A 22,247-nucleotide genomic window follows, 5' to 3' on the forward strand; every position below is an offset into this window, starting at 1 on the left:
AGCAGGCTGACGCTATAGTATTATAGTCGTCAGTCTGCTTTTTTGTCTTATAGCCATTCGTTAAATCTACGGATATACCATTTTTTGACCCATTGCGTAAGCACGCAATAGCTGAGAAGTATGCCAACAAGCCAAGGGAAATAGCTCATTGGCAATGGTTGTAATCCGATACTGCTGCCAAAAGCGGAGAACGGGATGTAAATACCAACCATCATAATGACGCTGGTGAGCAATATAACAGGTAAGCTCGCCTTGCTCTGAATAAATGGAATTTTCTCTGTTCGAATCATATGCACGATTAATGTCTGCGATAAGAGCCCTTCGATGAACCAGCCGGATTGGAACAAGGATTGATCCCCTACAGTGCTAGCCGAGAATACATGGAACATGACGAAGAATGTGACATAATCAAAGATAGAACTGATCGGTCCAATGAAGATCATAAATCTACCGACAGATTTGGCATCCCATTTTTTCGGCTTCGCCAAGAACTCTTTATCCATATGATCCCATGGAAGTGATAGCTGTGAGATATCATAGAAAAGGTTCTGAATTAGCAGATGGATGGGGAGCATTGGCAAGAATGGCAAGAAAATACTAGCGCCGAGCACACTGAACATATTGCCGAAATTGGAGCTTGCGGTCATCTTGATATATTTGATGATATTGCCGAATGTTTTACGGCCTTCGATCATGCCTTTTTCCAGTACCATCAAACTTTTTTCGAGCAAAATAATGTCTGCCGATTCTTTCGCAATATCGACAGCCGTGTCCACAGAAATCCCAACATCGGCATCTTTGAGTGAAGCGGCGTCGTTGATGCCGTCACCCATGAACCCGACCGTATGTCCCTTGCTCTGAAGTGCTCTGACGATTCGCGATTTTTGCATCGGATTGAGCTTGGCGAACACGGTTGCCTGCTCAGCCAAATTGGCGAGCTGGTCCTCGGAGAGCTGATCGATATCGTTTCCTAGGATGATTTGGCCAGTCTCCAGTCCTACTTCTTGACACACTCTGCGTGTGACCGCGGCATTATCGCCTGTAAGCACCTTGACGGCAACGCCGTTTTCTTGTAACGCCCGAATTGCAGTTGCGGCACTTTCCTTTGGCGGATCCAGGAACCCGATGTAACCGACAAGGGTCATATCACTCTCATCCTGTACGCCATACGGATCCTGCTTTGGTGCAGTTTTCTTCATCGCCACAGCAATAACGCGCAGTCCATCCATATTTAAATTATCTACGAGCTGCTTGACATTTGCATTCATCTCCGCTGTGAGAGGCACAATTTGATTATGATCCATCGCATGGGTACAGTGGTGTAGGATTTCTTCCATCGCGCCTTTGCAGATTAAGATATGTCCATTGCCGTTCTTCTCTAATACGACAGACATCCGGCGCCGATTGAAATCGAATGGGATTTCATCGATTTTCGTGTAATTTTCCGCTACACCAAGCACGTCAGACAACTCCGCATGTTCCAGCACGGCGACATCAAGCAAATTTTTCAATCCCGTCTGATGGTAGCTGTTCAAATAGGCGTACTTCAATACTTCATCATCATCATTGCCATAAATATCGAGATGCCGTTTGAGAATAATTTTGTCCTTCGTCAGGGTGCCTGTTTTGTCTGTACATAGAATATTCATCGCGCCTAAGTTCTGAATGGCGTTGAGCTTTTTAACAACAACCTGATTGCGTGCCATAACGGCAGCACCTTTCGCTAGATTGGCCGTTACAATCATCGGCAGCATTTCAGGTGTTAAGCCGACGGCGACGGATAGACCGAAGAAGAAGGCCTCCATCCAATCGCCTTTGGTAAAGCCGTTGATGAAGAAGATAATAGGGACCATCACGAGCATAAAACGAATGATGACGAAGGTTACACTATTGACCCCTTTATCAAAGCTAGTCAACGGGCGCTTGCCGACTAAAGTTTTCGTCATCGAGCCAAAATAGGTGGATGTGCCTGTCGATACGACGATAGCTGATGCAGTACCACTTATAATGTTCGTTCCCATATAGCACATATTCGGAAGTTCAAGCGCATTAATGGGACGATGTGTCCGTTTCTTGATGATATTTCCCCGTGACAGGGAATCTTGTTTCTCAACGGGTAGGGCTTCTCCCGTCAGTGCAGATTCGGCAACGAACAAATCTTTAGAAGCAATCAGTCTAACATCCGCTGGAACCAGATCTCCTGCCGAGAAGTGAATCAAATCGCCGGGCACGAGCAGCTCCATATCGATTTCTTGTTTGACGTGATCCCGTGTGACGGTAACCGTTGTTTTGACCATGGCTTTCAGTTTCTCAGCCGTTCGAATCGAGCGGAATTCTTGCGTGAACGTGATAAGGACACTGATCGATACCATGATGCTGATAATGAGGACGGCTACAGTATCATTCGTACAATATGAGAAAAGATCAAGGCCGAGCAGAATGAGAATGAATGGGTTTTTGAAGCAGGATAGCAGCTGAATGAACCATGCAGGTGGCTTATCATGCGCAATTTGATTTTTGCCGATCTGTTCTAATTTAAGTGAAGCCTCGGATTCTCTGAGTCCTTGTGTATTTGAATTCAGATCCTCCATTAAGTCGTCCAAGTGGCATGTTGATGCCTCGATAAGCCGTGATGCGATTTCTTTGTTCCATGTTTCTACATTTGTTTTTTGTTGTTTCATCGGTCATCCCTCCAATTACTGCACAATGATTGATGATTGTGCTATACATAGGCATTAAAAAAGCTCTCCCCGGGATGAGGGAGAGCTGCCCGATTAAGCGTGATGTCATTCGTTCACAGCTCACGTACGCATCGTTAAATAGACCTGCCCTAATGCTAGGGAACGCCGAGAACGAACGCATGGAGTATGCATGTGAGCGATGAGAACATCGTTCTCCCTCATTGTACGAAGATTATGACTGTAACAATTACAACTCGGACTACCGTCCATGTGGAAGTTCCCCCCTAATTTCAAATGAAAACAAAAAACCCTCTAGCAGGACTAGAGGGTTTAAGGACGCGCAAATAAACATCCGTTCCCCCTAGTCGAGTTTTGGCACTATACAACGTAAAGAGATGGATGCATCTCTTAGCCACCTTATGAAAAGCCTTAATCCGGCAATCCCTGTTCTACCCATTGGCATCTTTCGATGTTTCCGGGCAGTGGCCTGTATTTGTATAGGAGCCTCACCTAACGAGGACATATGAATACTTCCGCATGATACTCCCGATGAAAGGAAGTGTCAAACCTTTTTTTTGCTTCATACTGCTCATTTAACATCATCTTATGTTGCATGGTAGAACTTGCTACGTGAAATAAGCCTATCTTATTAAGTCTGCCTTTGCTTACGAATGCAAATCTTCTATAGACTCGATATTCATATAGGCTGGTACAACAAATCCCGTCTTCACACCTGTCATATTCGGTCCGAGATCATCGAGCTTATCCTTATACTTCGCCCAGTAATCCGCATGCGTTAATGGCAGCCATGCAGCAGCCGAGACATCGACATCGCCATTCGCTACACCCGTGAACATGGGTCCAGCCTCGACTTGTAAGGCGTTAACCTTATATCCAAGCTTGGTCTCAAGCACATATTTGAGTAGATTCGTGCTGGCAATCTCTGAATCCCATGCGACATATCCGATTTTGATCGAATCGCCTTTGACCGGCTGAAGCCCTTCAATCCATGGTTTAATGCGTGCTGGATTGGCTTCGGCCCAAGTTTTTGCTGCGTCAGCAGGTGAGACCCCTTCTTGAATGGCAGTCATGATCTGACCCATCTCTTCCGGTGTCCATTCGAATCGATCCAGGAAGGTATACGCGACAGGATGATCCTTCTTTAAGCCTTTACGGGCAATGGTATGGATTTCTTCAGCTTCTCCAAAAGATTTTTTTGGATCCTCCAAATATTTGAGCTTATATTTCGAGAACATCCAATGTGGTGTCCATCCTGTAATGATGATGGGGCTCTGTTGCTTAATGGCTTTATCAAGCGTAGCAGTCATGGCTGCACCTGATCCTTCCACGAGACTCCAATCCGTCAATTGATAATCCTGAAGGGCTTTGTGCGCCGCCTTCATAATCCCTGCACCGGGATCAATCCCAATAATCTGATAGTTCGTCTGTGCCCCTACAGATTCATCGGAAGTTATTGATTTATTGCTCTTCGGTATCGTCTCACCTAATGTTCGGCGGTCTGGATTGAGACAACCCGATAGCAATGTGATCATCAGGAGACTAACCAGAACGACTTGGATCGTTTTCAAATTACGCAATTCTGTTCACTCCTTTCGTGAATAGGGAGAGTGTTACTTATCTCTTCTTCGTCTTGAATATATTCTGACTCAGACGGTCAAGCACAATCGCTAGAATAACCACGACAAGACCTGCCTCGAAGCCTTTACCGATCTGGAGCTGCGTAACGGCGCGATAGACTTCCGCTCCGATCCCTTGTGCTCCGATCATGGATGCGATGACGACCATAGATAGCGAGAGCATGATGGTCTGGTTCACACCGGCCATGAGCGTTGGCATCGCCAAAGGCAATTGAACCTTGAATAACTTCTGGAATGCAGTCGATCCAAAGGCGTTCGATGCCTCGACCAGTTCCTCCGGTACCTGTTTGATTCCAAGCTGCGTTAACCGAATGGTAGGGGGGATGGAGAAAATAACCGATGCAATAACCCCAGGCACGACGCCAAGGCTGAAAAAGGTAACCGCAGGCAACAAGTATACAAAGGCAGGCATCGTCTGCATAAAATCCAGAATCGGAATGATAATGCGAGATGCTGTACGATTGTAGGCTGTCAGAATGCCGATCGGTACACCGAGTAAAATGGAGACGAGCCCGGACGTAATGACAAGGGCGAGACTATCCATCGTTTGAGTCCAATAGTCTAGGTTATAGATCAATAGGAATCCGATCATGGAGAACAGTGCAAGCGGAATGCGGCCAGCCCAGTACGCAATGACCCCTAGAATGAGAATGAAAATAATCGGATGCGGGAGCAAGAACAGCCACGCAATAAAATCGACGACGGTTGCAATGATAAGCGAGATGGCATCGAATAGCACGGAGAGATGATCGCTCATCCATTCCACAAGACTCTGTACCCACTCCGCTATAGGAATTTTAGGCATGATCGGTCACCTCCTTGAAGTCGATATCGCCGGCTAATGCACCGAGAAGCGCCCCACGGACAATGACGCCGAGTAATCGGTTATCACTGTCTACAACGGCCAGCGGTACTTTCGCAGAGCTGGTAATTTCGAATAACTCGCCAATCAAGCGTTCAGGCGTGACCTTCGGGCCATCGGTGATCAGAATATCTTGGAGAGACTGATGATGCTTATAAGCGTTCGACGCATCTTCGGCCGTAATGACGCCGAGCAGATGCTTAGAGCGGTCAATGACGAAGAGGTTGGAGATACCGCGTTCACGCATGAGCTGTAGTGCCGTTCTTGGACCCCGATCGAGCGTGATTGTCTCGGGACGTCGCATGACATGGGAGGCGGTTAAGACTTTGGACAAGTCTACGTCTTCCACGAAACGTTCTACGAATCGGTTCGCCGGCTGCATCAGAATTTCCTCGGGCGTACCCACTTGGACGACCGAACCTTCACGCATAAGCGCAATCCGATCACCGATACGCAAGGCCTCATCGAGGTCATGCGTGATGAAGATAATCGTCTTCTTCATGCGAAGCTGCAGCTCGAGCAGCTCATCCTGCATATCCCGGCGGATGAGGGGGTCAAGCGCGCTGAAGGCTTCATCCATGAGCAGCACTTCGGGATCGTTGGCGAGCGCCCGTGCGAGACCGACACGCTGCTGCATCCCGCCGCTGAGCTCATCTGGCTTCTTGTCTCCCCAACCTTTAAGACCGACGAGTTCTAGCGACTGTAATGCTTTTTCTCGGCGTGTCTTTTTATCGACCTTCTGGATTTCTAGCCCGTACTCCACATTCTCTATAACGGAGCGATGCGGAAAGAGTGCGAATTTCTGGAACACCATACTGATCGTCTTGCGGCGAACATGGCGGAGTTGTTCTTTGTTCATCTTCATCAGGTCCTTGCCATGCACGAGGATTTGACCGGATGTCGGCTCGATAAGACGGTTGAACATCCGTACGAGCGTCGATTTACCACTGCCGGAGAGACCCATAATAACGAAGATCTCACCTTGCTGAATATCGAGATTGACGCGATTGACCCCGACCGTAATCTGTTTTTCTTTGGCTAGCTGTTGTTTGGTATAGCCTTGCTTCAGGAGAGCAACGCCTTGCTCTTGGTTAGGTCCGAACAGTTTAATCACATCTTTGATTTCTAATATAGCCATACGATTCACCCCTTTGAGTTGATAGGTAGCTTCGGTGCATGTATAATGTGCTACCCATTGTAACAGAGATAGTCACAATTGATCAACCGTAAATTCTGTATATTTGGTATGTACAGAAAAAACTGTACAAAGTATACTTACGTGATATTCCCTGATTTTTCTTGATCTAATGCACACTTGCGGTCCTTTACATTTAATTTCCCTTTCCTTAAAATAGACAATGATCTGCCGCTTGGCATAAATCACAAACGGTACGGTATAACTATAATTACCAATATCATTCATAATAATGTAGCGAGATCATTGCAGGACGGAGAACGGCCCTGCTTTATGATGGATTGAGAATAGGAGGTTACAAGCAATGAGCTTGGACCAGTTAAGTCAAGAGGAACAAAGCACTGTGCTTCGCGTACGCAAACGTGTCATCGAGGCGATCGGGCGCAATATGGATTTATACGGCGTTACGTTATCTACCGGGCATTTGTACGGCCTTCTTTTTTTCGCGGACAAGCCGATGACCCTCGATGAGATGGGTCGGGAAATGAGTATGAGTAAAACAAGCATGAGTACCAGTATGCGTACGCTGCTTGATTTGAATATGGTGAATAAAGTGTGGGAGAAAGGCTCCCGCAAGGACCTCTATGAGGTGGAATATGATTGGTACCAGACGTTTACGGACTATTTTGCCATCGAGTGGCGCAAAGCGGTGGAGACGAACATCCAGATCATTCGGCGTTCGATTGAAGAGATCAGTCGGATGATGCGGGAGATTCCTGAAGATACGGCTATTCGCGGAGTGCTCGAAGTGGACAAGCGGAAGATGGAAGGTGCGGTTCGGTACTATTCCTGGTTGAATCGATTGATTGACTGCCTAGAGAATGGGGACATCTATCAGTTGGTGCCGAAGGAGTAGTGGTGATACGACGGAACGCGGCGCGTATGCGGAAGGACATCGCATGGCGGATAAGGCGAAGAGCGTCTCTGCTGAACAGCAGAGACGTTTTTGTGTATTTCGGGCGCGGCTGGGTTGGCGCTAACCTGTGGCTGCAGTGCGTAATGCCGAAATAACTGCTAAATAGCAGTTATTTGGTTCACCGTGCCGCGTCTGGAGCGAAATAACTGTCAAAAAGCAGTTAAATGGCTCGCTATGCTGCGTCATGGCAGAAATAACTGCTAAAAAGCAGTTATTTGGATCGCTATGCCGAGTCCAGGTCGAAATAACTGCTAAAAAGCAGTTAAATGGCCCGCTATGCTGCGTCACGGTAGAAATAACTGCTTAAAAGCAATTATTTGGTTCGCTATGCCGAGTCCAGACCGAAATAACTGCTAAAAAGCAGTTATTTCGCCCACCGCCCGCAGGATTCCAAACCTTGCACTCTGCGTCTTGATATCACGCACTGGAGTGGGTATGATGAGAGAAATGGAATATTTCACATGACGAAGAACGTCTCTGCTTATCGTTAGATAAGAACAGGGGCGTTTTTTTGTTGTGTACTGAATGGAGATGATGACGTTGGAATATGAGAAAGCGCATGAGGTTTGGATCAATTCCCATATGAAAAGGAGATCGGGCGAGCGAAAAGGTCGGTTGGAACGCGGACATCAGCACGGGGAGGAGCTTTTTGTGCGCTATGTTTGGTGGCCTGTGGTAGGCAGTTTTGCGCAGCTACATCCGGAATATGAGGTGGCGGACTGGCGGGGACGGTCATATTTTGCGGACTTTGCATGGATAACGGGAGATCTCAGATTGATCATAGAGATCAAAGGCTATGGCCCCCATGTTCGGGATATGGATCGCAAACGTTATTGTCATGAGCTGAATCGAGACACATTTCTGCAAGCGATGGGTTATCGGATCATCTCATTTGCTTACGATGATGTGGCTGATCGCCCGGAGTTATGTATAACACTGCTGAGGATGGTTATGAGTCGATACCACAGCATTGGAGAGTCTGATGGACTTGCTTCGCGCGATGAGCGGGAGGCTATGCGATTGGCTTATCAAATGGCGCAGCCCCTCCGCCCGAAGGATATTGAGACGCATTTGTGCCTGGGTCACCGCACGGCAGTTCGTTTATTGCAGGAGTTGTGCACAAAAGGTTACCTTACACCGATTCATAGTGGGAATGGTGTCCGAGTAACAAAGTATGGCTTAGGAGGGAAGCCAATGGGCGAGATGATATGGTGATTGACGAATAAACTGCCTATTAGCAGTTAATCAGACCGCTGTGCAGCATACCGTCCGGAATAGCTGCCCAGAAGCAGTTAAATGGCCAGCCCTGTGGCGTCCCGTCCGAAATAACTGCACAAATGCAGTTAAATGTCCTGAACGGCAGCGGAACGTCCGAAATAACTGCACAAATGCAGTTAAATGTCCTGAACGGCAGCGGAACGAGCGAAATAACTGCATAAATGCAGTTAAATGGCCGGACCAGCGGTGAAACGAGTTAAATAACTGCACAAATGCAGTTAAATGTCCCGCCATGCTGCGTCCCGTCCGAAATAACTGCTTAAAAGCAGTTATTTCCCTCGTCGCCGCGCACACCACCAGCCCCCTCCCCCGGACAAGCTCAACAAAGAGGTTGTCACGCTTGTCATGCTAGTCTGCATAATTGGCCAAGATCCCTCATAGACATGTATCAATGAATTAACAATTGTGCAGAGGGGATGATTTCATGCGTCGGATCACATGGATAACGGCCATAGTGATGTGTGTAACATTTTTGCTATCAGGGTGTGGGACAAAAGATGCAGCAGCGATTGTCAAGGATTTGGATCATGTGGTCAGCAAACTATCGAGTTATCAAGGATCAGGTACGATGACACTGCATACGGGACAGCAGCCGCAGGAGTATCAGGTTGAAGTGTGGTATCAGAATCCATCGTACTACCGCATTGCGCTCAAAAATGCCAAGAAAGATATTACTCAAATCGTCTTGCGCAACGATGAAGGCGTGTTCGTCTTGACGCCTAGCTTGAACAAGAGCTTCCGCTTCCAGAGCGATTGGCCGGAGAAACAAGGTCAGGTCTACCTTTACCAAACCTTGGTACATAGCATCCTTCAAGACAATACGCGCCAGTTCGCATCGGAGAAGGAATCTTACGTGTTCGATGTGCTAGCGAATTACCAGACGAGTGCGCTGGTTCGCCAGAAGATTTGGTTAAATAAAGAGACGTATGCGCCTAAACAAGTCCAAGTGACCGATGCGAATTCGAATGTCGTAGTCGAGGTGAAATTCGACCAATTCGATTTCAATGCGAAATTCGAGAAGGACTCCTTCGAGATGCAGCGCAACATGACAACAGGTATGAACATCGAGGTCTTGCCTACGACGGGTGATCCAGCAGCTTCCACGAAGGAAGGAGAACCATCCACGGAGCCGAGCAAGGAGACAACGGCTGAACCAACACAAGATTTGGGTCCATTCGGTATGATTGAGCCAGGTTATATTCCAGCAAACGTGACGCTGCAGGATGCCAAAGAAATTTCGGATGCGCCAGATTATGCCGTGCTTCTCAGATATTCAGGTGATTATAACTTCACCCTTCGCGAATCTAGACCTCAAGATCGTAAAGTGGCGATTATGAACGGCGAGAGCGTTGACCTTGGTTTTACAATCGGTCATCTGACAGGCACAGAACAGCGCACATTAACTTGGATGACGGATGAAGGTATCGAATACCGTCTCTCCAGTGCAGACCTGCCGCAGTCCGAGATGGTCAGCATTGCAACTTCCCTGATCGATCAATCCGGTAAATAAGAACCTAATAGGATGAAGCTGTGCGAAGGGTAGAACAATGCCCGCAAGCACAGCTTTTTCTTTTCGAACCTATTTAATTGGAAAAAAATATATTAAATTCCATGATTAAGTGCATTGCATTGACAGTTCCAGGCCGTTAGGATTAAATAATGTGTATTAGAATCGGACTTTGTGACGCTTGAAGAGAAGGTGGAGTTATTGAATTCATATTATCGCCCGACACGGGCTGAGATTTCATTAAACGCATTGCGGCATAACATCGAGGCATTCCGCAGCTTGATTCCAGCAGACACGAAGCTTCTCGCTTGTGTCAAAGCGAATGCGTATGGACATGGAGCGGTTGGCGTTTCACGCGAAGCGGAGCGGCTCGGTATCGATTATTTGAGCGTAGCGTTTTTGGATGAAGCCCTTCAACTGCGTGATGCAGGAATACAGACGCCAATACTCGTCCTAGGATATACAGGCCCCGAAGGGGTTGCTGTTGCAAGACAACATGGTGTTACACTAACCGTGTTCAGTGAAGAGGTTGCAGCGGCAATTGCAGCCTTACCTCAAGACCCGCAGCAGCTTAAGGTTCACATCAAAGTGGACTCAGGAATGGGCAGACTCGGACTTTTATATGGTAAGGAAGCAGCAGATTTTGTGGAACAGATGCTTGCTTTGCCGCAGGTTGAAGTCGAAGGCATGTACACACATTTCTCCTGTGCAGACGAGGTAGATAAGGAATATACAATGGGGCAGCATCGGCGTTTTCAAGCAACGGTTGATATGTTGCAAGCGCGCGGCATCACGCTTCCCATCATTCATACAGGGAATAGTGCAACAGGGATTGATCTGCCTGAATTGACAGGTAATATGCTGCGTCTAGGAATTAGCTTATACGGACTTTATCCTTCCGAAGAAGTGCTCAAGGAGCGGGTAGAGCTCGAGCCGATATTGACGGTGCGGACGAGTCTCACACGCGTGAAACGGCTGCCGAAAGATATCGGGATTAGTTATGGCAAACGATATATCACCGAGCAGGAAGATGAGTGCATCGGAACGTTGCCTGTCGGTTATGCTGACGGATTTTCACGCATGATGAGCGGTAAAGTGGAAGTATTGATCCGAGGTCAACGTGTACCTGTCGTAGGTACGATTTGTATGGATCAATGCATGGTGCAGTTAAGCAATCTGGGAGCTGATGTAGAGGAGATTCAGGCTGGGGAAGATGTTGTCCTGATCGGCTCACAAGGCGAAGAACAGATTCGTGTTGAAGAAATTGCAGTACATACAGGTACAATCAATTATGAGATCATCTGTATGCTGGCCAATCGTGTACCGCGTATCTATATGCGTGACGGTGTGCCAGTTGAAATTGACAATCGATTGATATAAAAGTGAACTACAGCAATATTTACCAATAATTTCATTGTCGTATTTAAAGGGTTTTCGCATCCTATTCTCGAATAAGTACATGAGTATAGCAGCCGATAACACCCGATTCGCGGGCATATGCTAATCCAGTGATCATACTTGGTATATATCAAGCATATATATTCTTTTGTATAAATTTCCTCGGTTATCGACATACTGGTATTAATTGTTGTTGAAAGTTTGTGGGGGTGCGAGTAAAAGTGTCCAATGTTCAGAACACGAAAAGGATCATGATCAGTCTGCCGGACAATCTGCTGCAAGAAGTGGATGGGATCGTGGCAAAGGAAAATTCCAACCGAAGTGAATTTATTCGGCAAGCAATGAAGTTGTATTTAATGGATCGGAAGAAACGGTATATCCGGGAATCGATGCAACGTGGCTATATGGAGATGGCCAAAATTAATTTGACCATGGCATCGGAAGCATTTTACGCGGAGGAAGATGCGGAGGGCACTCTTGGTCGTCTAGTGAGCGGGGTGTAACCATTGATAGTGAAGCGTGGCGACGTATTTTTTGCGGATCTCTCGCCTGTCGTCGGTTCGGAGCAAGGTGGGGTAAGACCTGTATTGATTATCCAGAATGACATCGGCAATCGCTTCAGCCCAACCGTCATCGTCGCGGCTATTACAGCGCAAATTCAGAAGGCAAAGCTGCCGACGCATGTGGAAATTGATGCAGAGACCCACGGATTTGACAGGGACTCTGTTATTTTGCTCGAACAGATTCGAACCATCGATAAGCAGCGGCTTACCGATAAGATCACTCATCTTGATGAGGAAACGATGCGTAAGGTAGACGACGGTCTCCAGATCAGCATTGGATTAATCGAATTTTGAAGTACTAGACTTGCGAGGGTTCTTCGAGAGCCCTTGTTTTTTTTTGTCATTTTGAGACAATAGAAGAAGTATGTTAACAAAGTGAGGGATTGTGAATGACGGAACAGACAACGGTGGCTGGAACAGCAGAAGAAGCAATGAAGGCCGCGGAACTCGAACGTATAATGAAGCAGATGGCGAAGGAGATTGGGCTCGCGCTGAAGCAGGTGCGGACGACCGTCCAATTGCTTGACGAAGGGAATACAATCCCGTTCATAGCACGTTACCGAAAAGAAATGACGGGAGAGCTGGATGAGAATCAGCTTCGCTCCATTGAAGATCGATTGCATTATTTGCGTAACTTAGAAGAGCGGAAGCGTGAAGTGATCCGTATCATTGATGAACAAGGGAAGTTGACGGAAGAGCTGCAGAAGGCGATTGTAAGCGCAGAGAAGCTGCAAGAGGTTGAAGATTTATATCGTCCATACCGTCAGAAGCGGAAGACGAGAGCGAGTGTGGCGAAGGAGAAAGGGCTAGAGCCTTTGTCTGCATGGATATGGGTACAGCCGAAACAAGGGGATGCCCTGCAAGAGGCTGCTGCATACGTAGACGCCGAAAAAGGGGTAGCAAGCGCGGAGGAAGCATTACAAGGCGCGATGGATATCCTGGCAGAAATCATTGCGGATGATGCGAAAATTCGAGCGTGGGTGCGTCAATACACAGTAGATCAAGGACTTCTTCGTACGGAAGCGAAGGATGCGGAGCAGGAATCGGTCTATGAAATGTATTATGCCTATCAGGAACCGATCAAGAAGCTGCCGCCGCACCGTACACTCGCTATTAACCGTGGAGAACGAGAAGATATCCTCAAAGTATCGATTGATGTGCAGACAGATCGTATACATCAGTACATTGGCAAGCAGATTCTTCGGGGCGCCTCCGTCGTTCAAGATATTTTGACGGCGATGATTGAGGATGCATACAAGCGACTCATTGCACCGTCGATTGAGCGTGAGGTACGTAATGAATTAACCGTGAAGGCGGAGGAGCAAGCGATTCAAATCTTCGCAGGCAATCTTCGGAACTTACTCTTGCAGCCCCCTGTCAAAGGGAAATGCGTGTTAGGCGTCGATCCGGCATTCCGGACAGGCTGCAAGCTGGCAGTCGTGGATGAGACGGGCAAGCTGCTTGAGGTAGCGGTGACGTATCCGACAGCACCGAATAATAAGGTTGCAGAAGCGGAAGTGATCTTCAACCGATTGATTAGCAAATATGACATCGAACTCATTGTCATAGGTAACGGTACAGCATCGCGGGAGACGGAGCAGTTCGTCGTGGATGTGATGAGCAAGAACAAAGGACGCGGATTGCAATATCTGATCGTTAGTGAAGCGGGTGCCAGTGTGTATTCCGCATCGAAGATTGCCCAGGAAGAGTTCCCGGATCTGGATGTCGCTGAGCGCAGCGCCGTATCGATTGCACGTCGGATGCAAGATCCACTCGCGGAATTGGTGAAGATTGATCCGAAGGCAATTGGGGTCGGACAATATCAGCATGATGTAACGCAGAAACGATTAGAAGAGAGCTTGGGCGCAGTCGTCGAGTCAGCCGTGAACCATGTCGGTGTCGATGTGAATACGGCGTCACCTTCCCTCCTGTCGTACGTCGCAGGCGTGAACAGCACGATTGCGAAGAATATCGTGAAGTACCGTGAAGAGAATGGCAAATTCACCTCACGGAAGCAATTGCAGAAGGTACCACGTCTCGGGGCGAAAACGTATGAGCAGTGTATTGGCTTCATGCGAATTAGTGATGGAGAGAATCCACTCGATCGGACGCCGATTCACCCGGAATCCTACAATGTCGTAGATCAATTGTTCAAAGAGCTGCGTTATGAGCTTGATCAAGTGGGCTCGAAGGAGCTTGCAGCGGCGCTCTCGACCGTTGATCCATCGGGTGTAGCGGATCAACTCGGGGTTGGTGTTCCGACGCTCCGTGATATTCTAGACAGCTTGCAGCGCCCAGGCCGAGATCCGCGTGAGGAGCTGTCGCCGCCGATTTTCCGTACGGACGTGCTCAAGCTGGAAGATCTAACGCCAGGGATGGAGCTTGCCGGAACGGTTCGCAATGTAATCGACTTCGGAGCCTTCGTGGATATCGGGATCAAGAATGACGGGCTTGTCCATATTTCACAGCTCAGCGACAAGTTCGTGAAGCATCCGATGGACGTGGTCTCGGTCGGTGATAACGTGACGGTATGGGTCCTTAATGTGGATGAGAAGAAGGGGCGTGTTGGGTTAACGATGCGCAAACCATCTTAACCATTACAGAGCGCTTATAGCATAAAACAGGGTAGCGGCCCGTGGGACTTCAGTAGATGATGTCCTGGGCGCTACCCTGTTACATTTTCGAAAATATAAGAATTTATAAGTTTCACGAATAAACTGTTCTTATATTTCTCGCTTATACGTTTCCCGTCCTTACAAGGACGACGAAGTCGCTTATCCTTGTGTCTCTTCGTGAGTGGACATGGATCTTCGTGAATAGAAGAACCAACAATCATTTAATAACTTGATTTGCCGACGGTCTTTTTTGTGGAAGGCTTTCATGAGTTGATTGCACAGCCATTGCGGCATTGCCCTTCCTCCTCCCAAACCTGGTGTAATATTACCATATGGGCGGAAAGGCGATCCTGTGCACGTCCTGTTGCAGATGACAAGGAATAAAACTTATATGCCTTTGGGGTCCCCGCAAAGCAACTGAATTGACATCACAGCCAAGGCCTCACTTTGTGAGTTGTTTTGTATGTTCCCGGGGTCCCCGCAAAGTACCTGATTCCGCTTCGAAGCCATTACTCCACTTTGTGGGGCTTTTTTATGTGTTCGGGGCTCCCCGCAAAGTATCTGAATCCGCTTCGAAGCCATTGCTCCACTTTGTGGGGCTTTTTTATGCTTCCTCTTCGTACCATTGTTCTAATTGCGCTTGCAAGGCGCGGATTTCTGTAAGCAGCGAGATGAGCGGATAGCTCTTCTCTTGAATGGATGCGAAGGATTGCTCCAGACGATTCAAATAATCAAGGCCGCCCTCGATTGTTGAAGTCTCTTGCAGCAGCTCCAGCGAATCGCATTCTGCAATCGCTAATGGAAGAACGGGAACCTCTTCGGCGGTAAGTTTGCTTACTTCTTTGTTCAGGCGTAGATTCAATGCACTAAGTTGATAAGCATAATCGCTAGGCATCTCGATGAATTCAAGGCTGCTCTCATGCTGTAGAATAATGTAACGCATCTTTGACATCTGTAGTAAATCTCCCCTCAATTTACGATCCTAATTGACAGTGTAGCCTAAGTAGGCGTTACAATTCAAGCATTAGAGGGAGGGCATGCGGAAGGGAAAAGGACGGTAGAATGACTCGGAAATACAGGCATTTGGATTGACGGCGCTGATCGGTATATCCGCCATTCTTACGTGCGAATTGATCTGGCGTGTGCTGCTCTCACGGATGGGATATATCCAGAGAATTCCAAGCAATCACAACTTGACAGTGCAGCCTAAGTAGGGGTTACAATTTAAGAGTTGGCGGACGAGCATTGGAAGGGGAGATGGACAGTGGATGACGCGGAATTACAAGCTTGGATTGAACGCATTTCATTAGAGTTTTTCGGGATCCCATTCCGGCATCGCGCCAGATTCAACCCCAGGCTGCGTTCGACGGGCGGGCGTTATTTTCTGAAGAGCCACGATATTGAGATCAGTCCCCATCAACTGGAGGCCCATGGAGCGGATGAGGTCGAGAAGATCATTAAGCATGAGTTATGCCACTATCATCTGCATATTCAGAAGCGCGGTTATCAGCATCGAGATGCAGAGTTTAAGACTTTACTCGAGCAGGTTGGCGGGAGTCGATTCTGCAGTCATCTACCGACGACAATGAAGCCAAAGCGACGTGTTGAGCCCTATCGATATGAGCTGCGATGTGGACGGTGCGGGATGTCGTACAAGCGCAAACGGCGTATGGATCCGCGAAAATATGCTTGTGGAAAGTGTAGAGGGAGGCTTGAACTTTTTTTACTTGAAGTGACTTGACTTCGCTTACATTTCGTGATAAATTAAATCATGTCACTTTTGAATATTCCCTGATAGCTCAGTTGGTAGAGCACTCGACTGTTAATCGAGTTGTCACAGGTTCGAGTCCTGTTCGGGGAGCCATTCTTATCTGGAGAGATACCCAAGTGGCTATAAGGGGACCCTCTGCTAAGGGGTTAGACTGCGTAAGCGGTGCGAGGGTTCGAATCCCTCTCTCTCCGCCATACATAACAATTAGAAAGAGCCTGTGAAGGCTCTTTTTTTCATTAGAATTGATAAAGTTTCGTGCTTCCCACAAAGTACCTGAATCACCTCGAAGCCAATCCATCACTTTGTGGGGGTATTTTTCATACGCTCATTATTGTTCGTCTTGCAGCTCATCAGCCAGTCCACGGATCGCGGCTTTACGCTTCTCATTTTTATGCTCTAACTGACGGTTCTCCTTGCCGGAAATCTCGTCGGCATGCTCGTCGAGATATTGATTCGTCTCAGCCATGTTTTGTTTCGTGTTCTGAATTGCGTTTTGAATTTTCTCTGCGTTATCAGAACGATCATCTGGTTTAGCCATGTGGTGTGCCTCCTCATTGTTTATTGAATCCATCCTATAAGATACCTTCGACGGAGGATTCTCATGCATTGGATTATTATTCTGTACATTTGAAAGGCGGTTCGTAATGAATGGAGAGATTGATCTACGAAATGGAGCCTCGTGCGCCCTATGATTTTGGTAAAATGATTCGTCGTCTGCAAGGTGTGAATCACGAAATGTTCCGTTTCCAAGGTGATCGACTATTGCGAACGATTCGGATCGATGATCAGGTCCTTGTGCTTGCGGTCGATTCGATTGGAAGTATCGAGAACCCGAAGCTGCAAATTGCGTTGTATGGGGAGGGGCTTAGACATATCAACGATGTGGAGGGGCTCAAGCAATACATTCGTGTTATGTTATCGGCGGATTTGGATATCCAGTCTTTTTACGACCAGCTGGCAGCGGATGCGCTATATCAACCTTTAGTGGAACGCTTCTATGGCTTACGATTCATTCTTGAAGCAGACTTGTTCGAATGCATGACGAAGACGATTATTGGACAGCAGTTGAATTTGGCGTTCGCATCGACGCTTAATCGGCGAATGATGGAGCTGACAGCGAAACCCGTCATGTGGGAGGGGCTTGAGCTGCCTGTGTTTCCTTCGGCACAAGATGTGGCGCGTCTTGATTACGGTCAGCTTCGCGAATTGCAGTATAGCCAGCGTAAAGCAGAGTACGTTATTGATCTTGCACGATTGGTGGCAGAGGGACAGATTGATTTGAACGGACTCTTCACGAAGACAAATGATGAGATTGTTACGGAGCTTAGTCGTCTGCGCGGGATTGGACGTTGGACCGTTGAATGCTTCCTGATGTTCGGGATGGGGCGGACGGATCTGCTACCTGCAGCCGACATCGGTCTTCGCAATGGGGTGAAGAAGCTCTACGGGATGGAGGACAAACCGACCGAAGCGGAAGTGCGTCGGATCGGAGCCGCTTGGGCTCCGTGGTCCAGTTATGTCACGTTCTATCTGTGGGAGACGCTCAATGATAAGTTGAAGGAACGGGCCGGCAGTTAGAGCCATTTCTTTCTTTTGAAATAAATATAGAGGCTTCCGGCAATGATCGCCATGATCATGAGAATAATCGGGTAGCTGAGCTTGAACTTCAATTCGGGCATATATTCGAAATTCATGCCGTATAAGCTAGACATGAACATGAGAGGCAGGAAAATGGCGCTGAAAATCGTCAACGTCTTCATGATCTCATTCATCCGGTCAGATTTCATACTCATTTGCATTTCCACCAGGCTGTTAAGCGATTCACGGTAGATATCAATTGAATCAATTGCCCGGGAGATATGATCGTATATGTCCATATAGTAGGCGTTCGATTCTTCCTTCGTATAAGGGAACTGACGGTGGCTGATCGTGCTAATCAAGGTCTTCTGATCAGCGAGCACTTGGCGAATATGATGGAGCGCGCGTTTTTGTTTGAAGACCTGCTGCGATATACGGACATAGGGGTCCTTGTACACGGCTTCTTCGTAACTCTCCAACTTATTTTCAATGACAGAGATACTATCTACGAATTGGTCTACGCATCGATCGAGAATGAAGTACAGAATCCGACCGGTATGGTCGATTCGTCCTTCAATTTGTTGAAGCTTCTCGTATAGCTCGTGCAGCAAGGGCAGTGGTGTCTGACAGATGGTAATAATGTAATTCGCACCGATGACAATATCGAGTTCAATCAGCTTGAGTGGGTTCACTAGCGTATAGAATGTGATGAGTACATTATCGCGATATTGATCGATCTTGGGACGTTGGTTCTGTTTGATACAGTCTTCAATCAATAGCGGGTGGCAATTGAACATATTTTGGAGCACATGGTGAATCTCTTCACTCGAAGGTTGAATCATATTAATCCATACGATTTCGTGGTCCTCCGGCATGCGGAGGGGGGCTTTTGAGACTTGGTGTGTTGCTTGATTGTAAATTAGCATGATGCTTGTACACCTCCTGGAATTGGAATAATTATACCATATCGACTGTTCATGAAAAAAAGTTAAAAAAAACACTTGCCATGTCCAAGAATATCTGATAATATAAATTCTGTTGTCACGGAAGATCGTGATCGAAATTAATAAGCAAGGCCCGTTGGTCAAGGGGTTAAGACACCTCCCTTTCACGGAGGTAACAGGGGTTCGAATCCCCTACGGGTCACCATTTCTTATACTGAGCTCATCATGTTCAGTCAGTAAGAGCCATTAGCTCAGTTGGTAGAGCACCTGACTTTTAATCAGGGTGTCGAAGGTTCGAGTCCTTCATGGCTCACCAGTTTTATATCCCTCGTAACATGCGGTCGTGGTGGAACGGCAGACACACCATCTTGAGGGGGTGGCGCCCATAGGGTGTGCGGGTTCAAATCCCGCCGACCGCACCATACATATGTAAATTTGAAACCCTTCATATTGAAGGGTTTTTTTGATGTTCATCTAGCTTGAGTAAATTGTGAACGAAATACGTAGAAGCCCTTGGTATCCAAGGGTTATTTTTGTTGTCTTTTGTGCTTAAGAAAAAGGTGAAAAAAAAGCTTGTGTTATTTTAAGGAATATTGTAAGATTTGTTCGTTGATGTTGATAATCATTATCAATCGAAGAGATGATGTATATTACTAGGGGGATTTCATAGAATGGGTCGCATAAGAAACAGGCGGATGGTTTCAATTATTTTGGTGCTAATAATTTCAATTGTGATGGCTGGGTGTCAATCTACCAATCAAGCTAGTCCTGATACAACGAAGGAATCCGCAACAACAGATAAGGCTAATACGGAGAAAACGTTAACGATCTCGTGGCCTAAAGATATTGGACCGCTTAACCCGCATCAATACACGCCAAATGAGTTTTTTGCACAGGGAATGTATTATGAGCCTCTTATTGGTTATGGCGAAGGCGGCAAGCTGGTGCCTAAGTTAGCTGAGTCATGGGATATTTCCGAAGATGGAAAAGTGTATACGTTTCACTTACGTAAAAATGTAAAGTTTACAGACGGGTCCGACTTTGACGCGAATGTAGTACAAAAAAACTTTGACACGATCCTTGCGAATAAAGATATGCACTCATGGTTAGGTGTAATCAGCCAAATTGAGAAAACGAAAGTCATCGATGCCAATACGTTTGCCGTGACATTGAAAAACCGCTATTACCCGGCGCTGCAAGAATTTGCGGTCGTGAGACCTCTTCGTTTTCTTGGTGCAGCAGGTTTTCCAGATGACGGAAATACAGCTGAAAGCATAAAGAGTCCGATTACAACGGGACCTTGGGTATTAAGTGAGTATCAGAAAGATAAAGTCGCGGTATTCACGCGTAACGATAACTATTGGGGAACAAAGCCTAAGATCAATAAGCTGATCGTAAAGGTTATCCCTGATGGGGAAGCAAGAGTACTGGCACTAGAGAAAGGCGATATTGATCTGATTTATGGAGAAGGCGTCATTAGTCTTGATTCCTTCGTTGCGCTCAGAGATTCAGGCAAGTTCGAAACATCCATCTCGGATGCCGTAGCGAGCCGTGCGTTAATTGTAAATACAGCGAAGGGTCCTTTTGCTGACTTAAACGTTCGTCTAGCATTGCAGCATGCTGTAAACAAGACTGCGTTAGTAGATGGGGTAACCAACGGCGTTGAGAAAGTCGCAGATACGATTATTTCGAGCAATTTCCCATATGCGAACGTAGGTTTGAAGCCTTATGACTATAATGTCGAAACAGCGAAATCATTATTGGATGCTGCAGGGTGGAAGCTTCCAGAAGGTAAAGATGTGCGTGAGAAGGACGGCAAGAAGCTTGAAATCGAAATGGTCTACATGGGGCCGGATCAGGTTGAACAACCGATGGCAGCCGCCATCCAATCCGATTTGAAGCAAGTCGGCATCAACCTTAAATTAACGGGTCTAGAACGCGAACTGCGCAATAAACGGATGGAAACGGCCGATTTTGACCTGTTGTTCTGGGGAACGTACGGCGCACCGTATGATCCGCATAACTTTGTATCGACAAACTATGAACCAGGATACGGCATTTTTGAATCACAGCAAGGGCTATCGATGAAGGACGAATTGCATCAGCAAATGAAAGACGTTCTGCTTACAACAGATGAGACAGAGAGACAAAAACTGTACACATCGATTTTTACAACCTTACATGAACAAGCGGTATACTTGCCAATTTCATACTTGACGAACATTGCGGTCTATCCAAATTATGTTAAGGATTTGAAATTCCCGGCTCACCGCGATGAGACACCGTTCGATACGCTGGATATTCAAAAATAGATAAGGTGCTGCTCTGAGATGAAGATGTCCAAATATCTATTAAGAAGAGTACTGACGATGGTCCCCGTTTTATTGGGGGCCTCGTTCGTATGTTTTTTACTTTTACGGTTAACGCCGGTTGACCCGGCTAAAGCTTACTTATCGGTATCCAACATCATCCCTACGGAAGAGACGTTAAGAGCCGTACGGGAGCAATTGGGACTTGATAGGCCTTTCTGGAGTCAATATGTACACTGGTTGTGGCAGTTGTGTCAGTTAGACTTTGGTGTATCCTTTTTTACCAAACTCCCCGTGGCTAGTGAGGTCGCAGCAAGGCTGCCTGTGACGGCCATGCTTGCCTTCTCCAGTCTTGCAATCGCATTGATTGTCAGCATTCCGCTAGGGATTGCCGCGGCACTTCGTAAAAATCGGGCAATGGATCATATTAGCCGAGTCCTTGCCTTTCTTGGTGCATCTGTACCGCAATTTTGGCTGGCCTATTTACTCATTTATTTTATGGCGGTGAAAATGGATTGGTTTCCTCTTCAAGGCGCGGATACCTGGATTCATTATGTTCTGCCATCCATCACGTTAGCCTTCGCACTTATCGCTACGTATTCACGGTTACTTCGAAGAGGGTTGCTGGAATGCTTGGAGCAGCCATTTGTCTTATATGCAAATGCAAGAGGATTAAGATCGTTCACCGTGATTGGACGCCATGTTCTTCGGCATGCGATACGTCCTGTTGTCACCGCAGCAGGAATGAACCTGGGTAAGTTATTTGCGGGAACGGTTATCGTAGAACAAATTTTCGCAATGCCTGGCATGGGAGGTTTTTTCCTGGAAGCTGTTTTTCATCGTGATTATCCCGTTATTCAGGGCTATGTCCTTATCATGGCATTTGTTTTTATCCTGGGAAGTCTAACAGCGGATATGATTCAGGCGTATTTGGATCCAAGGTTAAGACAATCGATGGGTAAGGAGGGCTAG

At 47.0% G+C, this 22,247-nt stretch carries 20 protein-coding genes, 5 tRNA genes and 1 riboswitch; of the genes, 16 read left to right on the forward strand and 9 right to left on the reverse strand.

What is annotated here, in order from left to right; all coding sequences use genetic code 11:
- Positions 1–47 precede the first annotated feature (47 nt).
- From mgtA to C558_RS0117735, 4 genes are all read right to left on the reverse strand, one after another.
- Positions 48–2,681, reverse strand: a complete 2,634-nt coding sequence (mgtA, locus tag C558_RS0117720) for a magnesium-translocating P-type ATPase (protein ID WP_018757634.1) — start codon at positions 2,679–2,681, stop codon at positions 48–50.
- A gap of 350 nt (positions 2,682–3,031) precedes the next feature.
- Positions 3,032–3,206, reverse strand: a riboswitch (M-box (ykoK) riboswitch).
- A 140-nt stretch (positions 3,207–3,346) separates the two neighbouring features.
- On the reverse strand, positions 3,347–4,279 hold the full coding sequence (locus C558_RS0117725; RefSeq protein WP_018757635.1) for a glycine betaine ABC transporter substrate-binding protein: 933 nt from the start codon (positions 4,277–4,279) through the stop codon (positions 3,347–3,349).
- Between the two features lie 37 nt (positions 4,280–4,316).
- The gene (locus C558_RS0117730) at positions 4,317–5,144 is read right to left on the reverse strand and encodes an ABC transporter permease (protein ID WP_018757636.1); all 828 of its coding nucleotides are present in this window, start codon (positions 5,142–5,144) and stop codon (positions 4,317–4,319) included.
- Positions 5,137–6,339, reverse strand: a complete 1,203-nt coding sequence (locus C558_RS0117735) for a quaternary amine ABC transporter ATP-binding protein (protein ID WP_018757637.1) — start codon at positions 6,337–6,339, stop codon at positions 5,137–5,139. Before C558_RS0117735 ends, C558_RS0117730 begins: the two co-directional genes overlap by 8 nt.
- Before the next feature lie 361 nt (positions 6,340–6,700).
- Between C558_RS0117735 and C558_RS0117740 the strand changes: the two genes are divergently transcribed.
- A complete protein-coding gene (locus C558_RS0117740) occupies positions 6,701–7,252 on the forward strand; it encodes a GbsR/MarR family transcriptional regulator (RefSeq protein WP_018757638.1) in 552 nt (183 codons plus the stop codon).
- Positions 7,253–7,852: 600 nt separating this feature from the next.
- On the forward strand, positions 7,853–8,527 hold the full coding sequence (locus tag C558_RS0117745) for a DUF559 domain-containing protein (protein ID WP_018757639.1): 675 nt from the start codon (positions 7,853–7,855) through the stop codon (positions 8,525–8,527).
- A 30-nt stretch (positions 8,528–8,557) separates the two neighbouring features.
- On the opposite strand, the gene C558_RS33875 is transcribed toward C558_RS0117745, so the two are convergent.
- The gene (locus C558_RS33875) at positions 8,558–8,884 is read right to left on the reverse strand and encodes a hypothetical protein (RefSeq protein WP_156826171.1); all 327 of its coding nucleotides are present in this window, start codon (positions 8,882–8,884) and stop codon (positions 8,558–8,560) included.
- A gap of 130 nt (positions 8,885–9,014) precedes the next feature.
- Between C558_RS33875 and C558_RS0117750 the strand changes: the two genes are divergently transcribed.
- From C558_RS0117750 to C558_RS0117770, 5 genes are all read left to right on the forward strand, one after another.
- Positions 9,015–10,100, forward strand: coding sequence for a LolA family protein (locus C558_RS0117750; protein ID WP_018757640.1), 1,086 nt, complete (start codon positions 9,015–9,017; stop codon positions 10,098–10,100).
- A gap of 198 nt (positions 10,101–10,298) precedes the next feature.
- A complete protein-coding gene (gene alr / locus C558_RS0117755) occupies positions 10,299–11,477 on the forward strand; it encodes an alanine racemase (RefSeq protein WP_018757641.1) in 1,179 nt (392 codons plus the stop codon).
- Between the two features lie 239 nt (positions 11,478–11,716).
- Entirely contained in the window at positions 11,717–11,998 is a 282-nt protein-coding gene (locus C558_RS0117760) for a CopG family ribbon-helix-helix protein (RefSeq protein WP_018757642.1), read from the forward strand.
- A 3-nt stretch (positions 11,999–12,001) separates the two neighbouring features.
- Positions 12,002–12,352 carry a type II toxin-antitoxin system PemK/MazF family toxin gene (locus tag C558_RS0117765; RefSeq protein ID WP_026263981.1) on the forward strand — a complete coding sequence of 117 codons (351 nt, stop codon included), beginning with the start codon at positions 12,002–12,004 and terminating at the stop codon, positions 12,350–12,352.
- 95 nt (positions 12,353–12,447) lie between these two features.
- Positions 12,448–14,652: a Tex family protein gene (locus tag C558_RS0117770; protein ID WP_018757644.1), complete on the forward strand. Its 2,205-nt coding sequence runs from the start codon at positions 12,448–12,450 to the stop codon at positions 14,650–14,652.
- Positions 14,653–14,832: 180 nt separating this feature from the next.
- Here C558_RS0117770 and cmpA read toward each other — a convergent pair whose 3' ends face one another.
- On the reverse strand, positions 14,833–14,967 hold the full coding sequence (cmpA, locus tag C558_RS33230; RefSeq protein ID WP_018757645.1) for a cortex morphogenetic protein CmpA: 135 nt from the start codon (positions 14,965–14,967) through the stop codon (positions 14,833–14,835).
- 310 nt (positions 14,968–15,277) lie between these two features.
- On the reverse strand, positions 15,278–15,625 hold the full coding sequence (locus C558_RS0117785) for a hypothetical protein (RefSeq protein ID WP_018757647.1): 348 nt from the start codon (positions 15,623–15,625) through the stop codon (positions 15,278–15,280).
- Positions 15,626–15,937: 312 nt separating this feature from the next.
- On the opposite strand from C558_RS0117785, the gene C558_RS0117790 reads away from it, so the two are divergent.
- The 3 genes from C558_RS0117790 (at position 15,938) to C558_RS0117800 (ending at position 16,638) form a co-directional block, all read left to right on the forward strand.
- Positions 15,938–16,414, forward strand: a complete 477-nt coding sequence (locus C558_RS0117790) for a SprT family protein (RefSeq protein ID WP_018757648.1) — start codon at positions 15,938–15,940, stop codon at positions 16,412–16,414.
- Between the two features lie 47 nt (positions 16,415–16,461).
- Positions 16,462–16,537: transfer RNA gene (locus C558_RS0117795), tRNA-Asn, on the forward strand.
- A gap of 9 nt (positions 16,538–16,546) precedes the next feature.
- Positions 16,547–16,638, forward strand: a tRNA-Ser gene (locus C558_RS0117800).
- Between the two features lie 134 nt (positions 16,639–16,772).
- Here the strand turns inward: C558_RS0117800 and tlp are convergent.
- Complete coding sequence (gene tlp, locus C558_RS0117805; RefSeq protein ID WP_018757649.1) at positions 16,773–16,982, reverse strand: small acid-soluble spore protein Tlp; 210 nt, start codon at positions 16,980–16,982, stop codon at positions 16,773–16,775.
- Positions 16,983–17,092: 110 nt separating this feature from the next.
- On the opposite strand from tlp, the gene C558_RS0117810 reads away from it, so the two are divergent.
- A complete protein-coding gene (locus C558_RS0117810; RefSeq protein ID WP_018757650.1) occupies positions 17,093–18,022 on the forward strand; it encodes a DNA-3-methyladenine glycosylase family protein in 930 nt (309 codons plus the stop codon).
- On the opposite strand, the gene corA is transcribed toward C558_RS0117810, so the two are convergent.
- Positions 18,019–18,948: a magnesium/cobalt transporter CorA gene (corA, locus tag C558_RS0117815; RefSeq protein ID WP_018757651.1), complete on the reverse strand. Its 930-nt coding sequence runs from the start codon at positions 18,946–18,948 to the stop codon at positions 18,019–18,021. The two genes, C558_RS0117810 and corA, sit on opposite strands and share 4 nt — an antisense overlap.
- A 148-nt stretch (positions 18,949–19,096) precedes the next feature.
- Here corA and C558_RS0117820 point away from each other — a divergent pair.
- From C558_RS0117820 to nikB, 5 genes are all read left to right on the forward strand, one after another.
- A tRNA-Glu gene (locus C558_RS0117820) sits at positions 19,097–19,171 on the forward strand.
- Between the two features lie 35 nt (positions 19,172–19,206).
- Positions 19,207–19,282: transfer RNA gene (locus C558_RS0117825), tRNA-Lys, on the forward strand.
- 21 nt (positions 19,283–19,303) lie between these two features.
- Positions 19,304–19,388, forward strand: a tRNA-Leu gene (locus C558_RS0117830).
- 249 nt (positions 19,389–19,637) lie between these two features.
- On the forward strand, positions 19,638–21,278 hold the full coding sequence (gene nikA / locus C558_RS0117835; protein WP_040675246.1) for a nickel ABC transporter substrate-binding protein: 1,641 nt from the start codon (positions 19,638–19,640) through the stop codon (positions 21,276–21,278).
- 18 nt (positions 21,279–21,296) lie between these two features.
- Positions 21,297–22,247 carry a nickel ABC transporter permease gene (gene nikB, locus C558_RS0117840; RefSeq protein ID WP_342662344.1) on the forward strand — a complete coding sequence of 317 codons (951 nt, stop codon included), beginning with the start codon at positions 21,297–21,299 and terminating at the stop codon, positions 22,245–22,247.

Source organism: Paenibacillus terrigena DSM 21567 (assembly GCF_000374845.1).
GTDB classification, from domain to species: Bacteria; Bacillota; Bacilli; order Paenibacillales; family Paenibacillaceae; genus Paenibacillus_K; species Paenibacillus_K terrigena.

Coding starts and splice junctions, on each gene's coding strand:
- mgtA (WP_018757634.1), bottom strand. CDS start 2,681: ATGAAACAACAAAAAACAAATGTAGAAACATGGAACAAAGAAATCGCA.
- C558_RS0117730 (WP_018757636.1), bottom strand. CDS start 5,144: ATGCCTAAAATTCCTATAGCGGAGTGGGTACAGAGTCTTGTGGAATGG.
- C558_RS0117735 (WP_018757637.1), bottom strand. CDS start 6,339: ATGGCTATATTAGAAATCAAAGATGTGATTAAACTGTTCGGACCTAAC.
- C558_RS0117740 (WP_018757638.1), top strand. CDS start 6,701: ATGAGCTTGGACCAGTTAAGTCAAGAGGAACAAAGCACTGTGCTTCGC.
- C558_RS0117750 (WP_018757640.1), top strand. CDS start 9,015: ATGCGTCGGATCACATGGATAACGGCCATAGTGATGTGTGTAACATTT.
- C558_RS0117770 (WP_018757644.1), top strand. CDS start 12,448: ATGACGGAACAGACAACGGTGGCTGGAACAGCAGAAGAAGCAATGAAG.
- cmpA (WP_018757645.1), bottom strand. CDS start 14,967: ATGCCGCAATGGCTGTGCAATCAACTCATGAAAGCCTTCCACAAAAAA.
- C558_RS0117785 (WP_018757647.1), bottom strand. CDS start 15,625: ATGTCAAAGATGCGTTACATTATTCTACAGCATGAGAGCAGCCTTGAA.
- tlp (WP_018757649.1), bottom strand. CDS start 16,982: ATGGCTAAACCAGATGATCGTTCTGATAACGCAGAGAAAATTCAAAAC.
- C558_RS0117810 (WP_018757650.1), top strand. CDS start 17,093: ATGGAGAGATTGATCTACGAAATGGAGCCTCGTGCGCCCTATGATTTT.
- corA (WP_018757651.1), bottom strand. CDS start 18,948: ATGCTAATTTACAATCAAGCAACACACCAAGTCTCAAAAGCCCCCCTC.
- nikA (WP_040675246.1), top strand. CDS start 19,638: ATGGGTCGCATAAGAAACAGGCGGATGGTTTCAATTATTTTGGTGCTA.
- nikB (WP_342662344.1), top strand. CDS start 21,297: ATGAAGATGTCCAAATATCTATTAAGAAGAGTACTGACGATGGTCCCC.